The sequence below is a fragment of the Arthrobacter sp. TB 26 genome (genome assembly GCF_000427315.1).
Classification (GTDB): Bacteria; Actinomycetota; Actinomycetes; order Actinomycetales; family Micrococcaceae; genus Arthrobacter.
This window is the reverse complement of sequence record NZ_AUPJ01000101.1, coordinates 1-8,220: the sequence shown is the minus strand read 5'-3', so window position 1 is coordinate 8,220 and position 8,220 is coordinate 1. Positions and strand designations below refer to the sequence as shown.

Here is an 8,220-nt window from a genome sequence, read left to right as displayed (position 1 = left end):
CCCGCCCGCGGCCTGAGCCGCAAGCATGCGCCCACTCCCCGCTTTCGACCCAAGCGGCACCGCCCCTAGTCCGCACTCGGCCCGGGGCCGCCGTCGCCGTTCGCGCCGCGCCGGACGGCTGTGATGAGACTCACCCGCAATAATCGCCATCTGGCTTGAGCCAGCATCGCCACGCTGTGCACTATGGAAAGGCAAGGCTGGGACCTCAAACTCCCCGTTTAGCCGGCCCTGACCACCGCGACGCCAAGCGTCAGCAGCGGACCAGCGGCAAAGTTTTACCCATCCTGGTGGACGCAATGAGGCCAAACCGGTGAGCTCGCAGAGCCGCCAACGGTCCCGGAGCGTTCCCGGTTTGGCCATACGGCGGCTCCGCATCGGTGCGGCAGCCGGACCTCCGGATCATGAATGGAAGCACTGAACAATGACGTTTGAAACTGCCACCTCTGTAACCCACAAGCTCTGGGACCGCTCCAACGTGCACAGCGAGCTGGACGCCCTGGTCCACGACCTCTCGGTCCGCCACAACACTCCCAAGAGCAACATCGCCGTCCACGCCAGCGGCCCCAACACGTTCACGCTCAGCCTGAACCACGGCGAAGCCAACCTCGAGACGGTCAACCTTTAGCAAGCACAGCACGACGCAACACCACGACGACGGCGGGNNNNCCCGCCGTCGTCGTTCCATGTCAGGCGCCGCCCCAAATCCAGTGACTCAGACGGCGCACCGGTGCGACAAGCTCGCCCTCTCCCGGGGCAGACGACGATGCCAGGCCCTGGAAGTACTGGGCCGCCAGCTTCGCATGCGCCTGGCCAGCATCGAACCGGGAGGCGTCTTCGGCCTGATTCACGACCATAAAGACCGGCCTGGCGTCGTCTAACTGTGAGCGCGATGCCGGCCGGCTTGTCCGCGCGGGATATACATCGATACCCCCGGGGGTATAGAGTGAGGGGCATCACAGTGATTGAAAAAGCACGGAGACGCCGGAGTCCGGACGCGCAGACGAAGATGCTGCCTGTACCGGCCCCGGAGGTCTCCCTAGCCCGATCAATCCCCCGGTATGCCGGGCGTCGGCGCTAACGCGACGCCCGGCTCCCAGAGAGGCGTCTTATCCATGAGCATGCACCACGAGATCCTGATCATCGGAGGTGGCAACGCGGGGCTGAGCGTTGCAGCCCGGCTCCGCCGTGCAGGGCGGACCGATATCGGTGTGATCGAGCCGAGCGAACGGCACTACTATCAGCCGTTGTGGACCCTGGTTGGGGGAGGTGCCGCCAGCCAAAAAGAATCGGTCCGTCCACAGGCATCCGTTATGCCCCAGGGGGTCGCCTGGATTAAGGACGCCGCAGCGGACATCGACCCGGAGCAGCGCAGTGTGGCACTCGCCTCCGGCGGTTCCGTCACATATGACTACCTGGTGGTCTCTCCCGGCATCCAGCTGGACTGGGACAAGATCCCGGGCATGGCCGAAGCAATGGACACACCCACGGCATCCAGTAATTACCGGTTCGACCTGGCGCCAAAGACCTGGGACATGATCCGGAACCTGAAGTCCGGGACGGCGGTTTTCACCCAGCCCTCGGGACCCATCAAGTGTGCGGGCGCGCCGCAGAAAATCGCGTATCTGGCCGCCGACTATTGGCAAAAGCAGGGCGTGCTGGACAACATCCGGGTCGTCATGGTTCTGCCCACGCCGGGCATGTTCGGGGTCAAGGTGTTCGCCGACGAGCTTGAGCGGGTGGTGGCCAAATACGGCATCGAAGTCCGTTTCAACAGCGAGATGACCGCGGTGGACTCAGCCGCCGGCACGGCAGTGATTACGGATAACTCGGCAGGTTCCCAGGAATCACTGCATTATGACCTGCTCCACGTCGTGCCGCCGCAGTCGGCCCCGGACTGGCTCAAGCGCACCCCTCTGGCAGATCCGGCCAACCCCGCAGGCTACGTGGACGTTGACAAGCACACGATGCAGCACCTGCGCTACCCGGAAATTTTTGCCCTGGGCGACGCGGGATCCACGCCGAACTCGAAGACTGGAGCGGCGATCCGCAAGCAGGCCCCTGTGCTGGTGGAGAACCTGCTGGCCGCCCTTGACGGCGAAACCCTGGCGGCCCAGTACGGGGGGTACTCCTCATGTCCCCTGACGACGGCGCGGGGGAAGATGCTGCTGGCTGAGTTCGATTACACCCTCCAGCCCGCCCCCAGCATCCCCTTCATTGACACCACTAAGGAACGCAGCGACATGTGGCTGCTCAAGCGCTATGGGCTTCCGTTTATGTACTGGAACCTGATCCTCAAGGGGCGCGTCTGACCGTCGGGGGCCAGGCGCCCGGGGCTCCGCGCATCTCGGTCTTGACCTGGTACATGTCCTGGTCGGCGGCGATTAGCAGTGCCTTGGCCAACGCCTGGCGGTCCGCCGCGTCCGCGTCCGCCGGGACGGCCGTTTCCGCACCGCCAACGGACATGCCCAGCCGGAGCTCGGTGCCTCCTTATCGCGTCACAGATTCGTTCTGTTGCAGGAGGCCAAGTTCCGCTCGCCGCGGGAGTCCTTCCCAATCGCCATAGGCAAGACAGGCAAAGGCTCCGGTCTTGGCGGCCAGCTCAAGTCGTTGTGCCGGGGCGCTGCCGGCCATGAGTTCCGTCAGGTAGCCGGCGACGAAAGCGTCACCCGCGCCAACAGTATCCACTGGCTGGATTGGCATCGCGCTCTGGTGGAAAAGTTCACCGTCAATGAAAGCGACGGCCCCCTCACTGCCCAGCTTGATTATTGCTTGGGCGGGGCCCAGGGCAGCCATACGCTCTGCCAGTTCAGCCGGGCTTTCCGCCTTCCCGACCGCCAGGGCTGCTTCGTCGTCGCCGGCAAAGACGACGTCGGCCAGGGGAATCAGCGCGCGGTAGGAATGTCCGGCGGCGTCTGCAGCCCAGAGGTTGGCCCGATAGTTGAGGTCGAACGAGACTGTCACCCCGTTTTCCCTCGCCAAATCCATGGCCTCTCGGACTGTCGCTGCAGCGGATTCGGACAGTGCAGGCGTTATGCCGCTGACGTGCAAGATCGAGGCGCCCGCGATCAGGAGCAGGTCAAGGTCTGAGGGTGAGATGCGTGAGCCGGCGCTGCCGGCGCGGTAATAGCTCACCTTTTGCGTCGACAAGGTGCGGCGTTCCTTCAGCATGAGACCGGTCGGTGCTGCTGGGTCCTCCGTAATCCGAACCGTAACTCCCTCCGCCCGGATCTCACGTGTAACGAGTTGCCCGAGGGAATCGGCGCCCACCCGCCCGCACCATACGGCATTTCCCCCGAGCCGCTGCACACCAATGGCCACGTTCGATTCGGAGCCACCGATGCCAAGGCCCATGGTCGAGACGTGGGCCAGCGGTCCCGGATGCTCGGCCGTGAGGAGCGCCATGGTCTCCCCCAAGGTCACAAGGTACGGGACCGATGGAATGGAGAGACTCACTTCGCTCCCCGCGCCGCATCGACGAGGCCGCGCAGCCGCACGGCGCGTTCGGTGAGCTGCTTCCGATCTCCGCCGTGGAAGGCATCGCCGATCAACGGTCCACCCAGACTGACGGCGAGTGCTCCGGCGCTGATCCAGGCTGCGGCGTCGGTGATGCCCACTCCTCCCGACGGAACGACTTCGATGTCGGGAAACGGTCCGCGAAGCATGGAAACGTAGCCCGCCCCGACCACCGACGCGGGGAAGACTTTGACGGCGGTAGCTCCGGCCGACCAGCCGGCGAACAACTCCGTAGGCGTCAGGCCGCCCGGGTAGACGGCAACCCCATGTTCGACGGCGGCCGCGATGATGGCCTGATTTGTCAGCGGAGTTACCAGGTACTTGGCCCCTGCCTCGATTGCCCTCAGCGCCTCGGCAACAGTGGTGATAGTCCCCACCCCGAATTCGGCACTAGCGCCGAAACACTGCTGAAGCCGCGGAAGTTCTTCGAAGACTCCGGGCGTGCTCAAAGTCAGTTCGATGCTGAGTACGCCGCCCTTAAGAAGTGCTTCAATGGCCGGCGCGTACGCGCTGGCGTGGGATGCCCGCATGACAGCAATCACCCTGGTATCGAGCAGGATCTGCGATGGCGCGGGACGGCTTGCAACGGCAGGGAGTGGGCTTGAGGACAAGGACATTTCCTTAGGGTTGAGGGGGCAGAGGCACGGCGCACGCGGGACACGGTTCGCGTCAGCGGCCCAGCCATCCCCCGTCGACGGGAAGGATTACCCCGTTTACGTAGTCCGAAGCCCGGGAGGCAAGGAAAACCGTTGCGCCGGCGAGGTCGTCGGGGCGCCCCCACCTGCCAGCGGGAATTCGCTCGATGATGCCCCTTTCGCGGACAGGATCATCCTGCAACGCCTGGGTGTTATCGGTGGCAATGTAGCCGGGCGCAACCGCATTGACGTTGACGCCCCTGGGCGCCCACTCGTTGGCCAGCGCTTTGGTCAGACCGGCGATGCCAGCCTTGGACGCGGTGTACCCCGGTACGTTAATGCCGCCTTGGAAACTGAGAAGTGAAGCAGTGAAGATGATCTTCCCGCTGCCCCGCTCGATCATGGTCTTGCCGATTTCCCTGCTCAGCATGAACTGGCTGGAAAGGTTCACTTCGATGACCTGATCCCACATGTCGTCTGGGTGCTCGGCCGCCGGCTTCCGGGCAATCGTGCCGCCGTTGTTGACAAGGATGTCGATCGGGCCCCCAGCGATCAGGCCGCCCGTGAGTCCGCGTACGGCTTCACGGTCGGTAAAGTCCGCGCGTATGCCAGTGAACCGGCGCCCAAGATCCGTAACCCGCTGCGCGACGATGCTGCCTTCGGGCTCGAGATTGGCCGACACTCCTATGATGTCCGCTCCCGCCTCCGCCAGGGCCACAGCCATGGCAAGGCCGATGCCCCGCCGTGCTCCAGTGACGACGGCCGTCTGTCCGGTGAGGTCGAAGAGTCCGCCGACGCTCATGGAGTGGCCACGGCAGCAGCACCGCAGTCGACAAGGACTTTCATCGCACCGCCGGACTCCAGCGCCAGGAAACCTTGTTCGACGTCGTGCAGGGTAACGATCCGCGAGATCAGACGTTTTGCCGGAACCGAGCCTGTGGCCACAAGCCTCACTGCCTCCTCGAAATCTTCGCGCTGGTACAGCCGGGCACCAAACATTTCCAGCTCCCGCCAGAAGAATCGGTGCAGGTCGATCTCCTTGGGCTGAGGATGAATCGCTACCATGACGAGTCGCCCCCGGGTGGTGAGCACTTCAACGGCGGAGTTCACGCCGGCCGCTGCGCCGGACACTTCGAAGGCCACATCGGCCCCCGCCCCATCCGTTTCCCGCATCACGAGGTCAAGCAGGTTCTGCTGGCGCGGGTCAATGACGTTGATGCCAGATTCTTTCGCGAGTGCCCGCCTGCTGGGGTCCAGTTCGACAAGCACTACGCGAGCGCCCCGCTTCAGTGCGACAGCCGCTATGAGTTGGCCAACCGGGCCCCCGCCGATCACGACGACGAATTCGCCGGCGGCTAATCTCGCACGACGAACGTCATGGACGGCCACTGCGGTTGGCTCGATGAGGGCCGCTTCGTCAAGCGCAAGGTCTTCGGGCAAGGCGACGACAACGTCCGCAGGCACATTCCAAGAGCTCTGCATCGAGCCGTCGGAGTCGATGCCGATGAAGTCCAGCTTGTGACAGATGTTTCCATATCCACGACTACACGCCGGGCATGAACCGCAGGACCGCGTGGGCATGACGGTTACAGGTTGGCCGACGGTCCACCCGGTCACGCCTTCACCCAAGTCGGCGATGACACCGGACATTTCGTGTCCAATGATCGCCGGCATGCTGACGCGGGCATCCATGTCACCGTGGAAGATATGCAGATCCGTTCCGCAAAGCCCGGTATACGACACTGCGATCTGCACTTCACCCGGTCGCGGCGCGGCGGGGCGCGTCTCAATGGTGTTGAAGGTTCGAGATCCGTTGTACGTGGCAGCGGTCATGGAGATGCTCCTTGCAATGGTTGAGCGAGTTTAAGCAAACGTGCCCCTGGGACGCATGGTCCAGGCCGGGAACCGCTGGCCAGGCGAGCACAGGTCGCGGGGCTGGCGGCGCTTAGAGAACTTTGCTGAGGAAACCTTGCGTTCTTGCGTGCCGTGGAGAGGAAAAGATCTGCTCCGGTGTGCCTTCCTCGACGATCAGCCCCTGATCCATGAAAAGCACTCGGTCGGCTACTTCCCTGGCGAAGCCCATTTCGTGGGTGACGACCACCATGGTCATACCTTCATTGGCCAGGTCCTTCATCACCGTCAGCACTTCGCCGACGATCTCGGGGTCGAGGGCGGAGGTCGGTTCGTCAAAAAGCATGATTTTGGGGTCCATCGCCAGCGCCCGGGCGATGGCAACCCTCTGCATCTGACCGCCCGACAGGCTCCCCGGGAAGGTGTCCATTTTTTCTGAGAGGCCGACCTTTGCCAGGAGCATTTCGGCCTTGGCGCGGGCTTCTTCTTTCGAAACCTTCCCTACTTTGAGCGGGGCAAGCATGACGTTGTCGATGACCTTCAAATGCGGGAAGAGGTTGAAATGTTGGAAGACCATCCCCGCCTCCTGCCGAACCAGGTTGATGTTGGTTTTTGCGTCGTCAAGCCTGTGTTTGTTGATGATGATGCTGCCGGAACTGATCGATTCCAGGCCGTTCATGCACCTCAGAAATGTGCTTTTCCCGGAACCCGAGGGGCCAATGACGCACACGACCTCCCGCTCACGGATGTGGCAGTCCACCCCCTTAAGCACATGGTTTGGTCCGAATTTCTTATTAAGGTTCTCAACAAAAATCACTGTCAATATTCCGTTCTAGAGGCCCGCGGGCTCTGGGAGTTTGAGGGGGTCGACGTGGATCCCGGTCCTTTTCTCATACAGCCGCCCCAACAGGGAGATGCTGTAGCAAATGACGAAGTACATGGCGGCTACAACCAGGAATGTCTTGATGGGATCACCAGTCAGGTTGGTGACAACGTTTCCCGCGTGAGTGAGCTCGAGTAGGCCGGTGACGGTAACCAGCGACGAGTCCTTGACCAGACCGATGAGGAAGCCGATGCCGGGCGGAACCATGATCTTTACCGCCTGGGGCAGGATGACGTACCGCAGTTTCCGCCAGTAGTCGAGGCCCAAGGCGTCGGCTGCTTCGCTTTGCCCCTTGGCGACAGCTTCGATGCTGCCGCGCACGATTTCAGCCACATAGGCGGCGGCAAAGCAGGTCAGCGCTATCACGGCCGAGGAAAACTTGTCCGGTTCCAGGCCCGGAAACAGCAACGGAATCCCGAAAAAGACGAAGAAGATGATGACCAGCACGGGAATCCCGCGTACGCAGCTGATGTAGATGGTGCTGATCCAGCGCGCAATTCTGCTCGGGGAAGTCCGGGCGATGCCGAGGATCAGGCCGAAGATGACGCCGAGTATTCCGGACACTGCACAGAGCTGGATGGTCAGCCACGCCCCCTCGGCCAGGGGCACGAGGTCCTGCCACTCGAAGTCCCTAAACATGCGTCCCCACCGCCCACCGGAACAGTGTCGTTTCGGCCCGCTTTGAGACCAGCGACATCAGTGCTGATACTCCGAGGTAGAGGAGCCCACCGACGGCAAGCACCTCAATGGTCCGGTACGTGGTGTTGCTGACGCTCATGATCGCGTTGGTCAGTTCAGGGAGCGAGATGATGGATCCAATCGACGAGGCCAAGAACAGCAGAATGAGCTGGTTAGTCAGTGCGGGGAAAACGTTTCGGGTGGCCGGCAACAGCACGATGTAGCGGACGATCTGGGCGGGTTTCATGCCCAGCGCTTTCCCTGCCTCACGCAGGCCGCGGGGCACCGATTCGAACCCTGCGCGGTAGATTTCCGCTGTGTAAGCGGCATTGTTCAGCGTGAGGCCGATAATGGCCGCCCAGACGGGCTCGAGGTTGATACCCAGGCCGGGAAGGGCAAAGTAGATCAGGTACAGCTGCACGAGCAGAGGCGTGTTGCGGATGGCCTCGATGTAGGAGGTGCAGAGGAAGCTGACCGGCTTTCCGGGTCCGGCCTTTCCCAGGTACACGACAACACCGAGCGCGCTTCCCGCCAGCATGGCCACGAGGGTGATGTACAACGCCGTCCAAAGCCCCTCCAGGAGAAGCGAGCTGTACGGGAGAAGGTCTCCAAAATATAAAGCCATGTGCAAAGGGTCCTGTTCGTGAACGGCAGCGAGGG

Annotated in this window: 11 protein-coding genes; 2 read left to right on the top strand and 9 right to left on the bottom strand. The window is 62.8% G+C overall.

Annotation, left to right across the window (positions count from 1 at the left end):
- Window positions 1-421 precede the first annotated feature (421 nt).
- A complete protein-coding gene (locus tag K789_RS0102915) occupies window positions 422-625 on the top strand; it encodes a hypothetical protein (RefSeq protein WP_024365436.1) in 204 nt (67 codons plus the stop codon).
- A gap of 61 nt (window positions 626-686) precedes the next feature.
- Here K789_RS0102915 and K789_RS25580 read toward each other — a convergent pair whose 3' ends face one another.
- Window positions 687-854 carry a hypothetical protein gene (locus tag K789_RS25580; protein ID WP_192815723.1) on the bottom strand — a complete coding sequence of 56 codons (168 nt, stop codon included), beginning with the start codon at window positions 852-854 and terminating at the stop codon, window positions 687-689.
- A gap of 258 nt (window positions 855-1,112) precedes the next feature.
- On the opposite strand from K789_RS25580, the gene K789_RS0102905 reads away from it, so the two are divergent.
- Window positions 1,113-2,309 (top strand): NAD(P)/FAD-dependent oxidoreductase, encoded by a 1,197-nt coding sequence (locus K789_RS0102905; RefSeq protein ID WP_024365435.1) that lies wholly within the window; start codon window positions 1,113-1,115, stop codon window positions 2,307-2,309.
- Here K789_RS0102905 and K789_RS25305 read toward each other — a convergent pair.
- The 8 genes from K789_RS25305 to K789_RS0102865 form a co-directional block, all read right to left on the bottom strand.
- Window positions 2,293-2,463 (bottom strand): hypothetical protein, encoded by a 171-nt coding sequence (locus K789_RS25305; protein WP_157835660.1) that lies wholly within the window; start codon window positions 2,461-2,463, stop codon window positions 2,293-2,295. The two genes, K789_RS0102905 and K789_RS25305, sit on opposite strands and share 17 nt — an antisense overlap.
- A gap of 24 nt (window positions 2,464-2,487) precedes the next feature.
- The gene (locus K789_RS0102895; RefSeq protein WP_272943919.1) at window positions 2,488-3,420 is read right to left on the bottom strand and encodes a sugar kinase; all 933 of its coding nucleotides are present in this window, start codon (window positions 3,418-3,420) and stop codon (window positions 2,488-2,490) included.
- Between the two features lie 29 nt (window positions 3,421-3,449).
- Window positions 3,450-4,124, bottom strand: coding sequence for a bifunctional 4-hydroxy-2-oxoglutarate aldolase/2-dehydro-3-deoxy-phosphogluconate aldolase (locus K789_RS0102890; RefSeq protein ID WP_024365433.1), 675 nt, complete (start codon window positions 4,122-4,124; stop codon window positions 3,450-3,452).
- 58 nt (window positions 4,125-4,182) lie between these two features.
- Window positions 4,183-4,950 carry an SDR family oxidoreductase gene (locus K789_RS0102885; RefSeq protein ID WP_024365432.1) on the bottom strand — a complete coding sequence of 256 codons (768 nt, stop codon included), beginning with the start codon at window positions 4,948-4,950 and terminating at the stop codon, window positions 4,183-4,185.
- Window positions 4,947-5,981 carry a butanediol dehydrogenase gene (locus K789_RS0102880; protein WP_024365431.1) on the bottom strand — a complete coding sequence of 345 codons (1,035 nt, stop codon included), beginning with the start codon at window positions 5,979-5,981 and terminating at the stop codon, window positions 4,947-4,949. The genes K789_RS0102885 and K789_RS0102880 overlap by 4 nt, the downstream gene beginning before the upstream one ends.
- A 112-nt stretch (window positions 5,982-6,093) precedes the next feature.
- On the bottom strand, window positions 6,094-6,759 hold the full coding sequence (locus tag K789_RS0102875; protein WP_306376357.1) for an amino acid ABC transporter ATP-binding protein: 666 nt from the start codon (window positions 6,757-6,759) through the stop codon (window positions 6,094-6,096).
- Window positions 6,760-6,831: 72 nt separating this feature from the next.
- Entirely contained in the window at window positions 6,832-7,521 is a 690-nt protein-coding gene (locus K789_RS0102870) for an amino acid ABC transporter permease (RefSeq protein WP_024365429.1), read from the bottom strand.
- On the bottom strand, window positions 7,514-8,185 hold the full coding sequence (locus K789_RS0102865; protein ID WP_024365428.1) for an amino acid ABC transporter permease: 672 nt from the start codon (window positions 8,183-8,185) through the stop codon (window positions 7,514-7,516). Before K789_RS0102865 ends, K789_RS0102870 begins: the two co-directional genes overlap by 8 nt.
- Window positions 8,186-8,220: the final 35 nt, after the last annotated feature.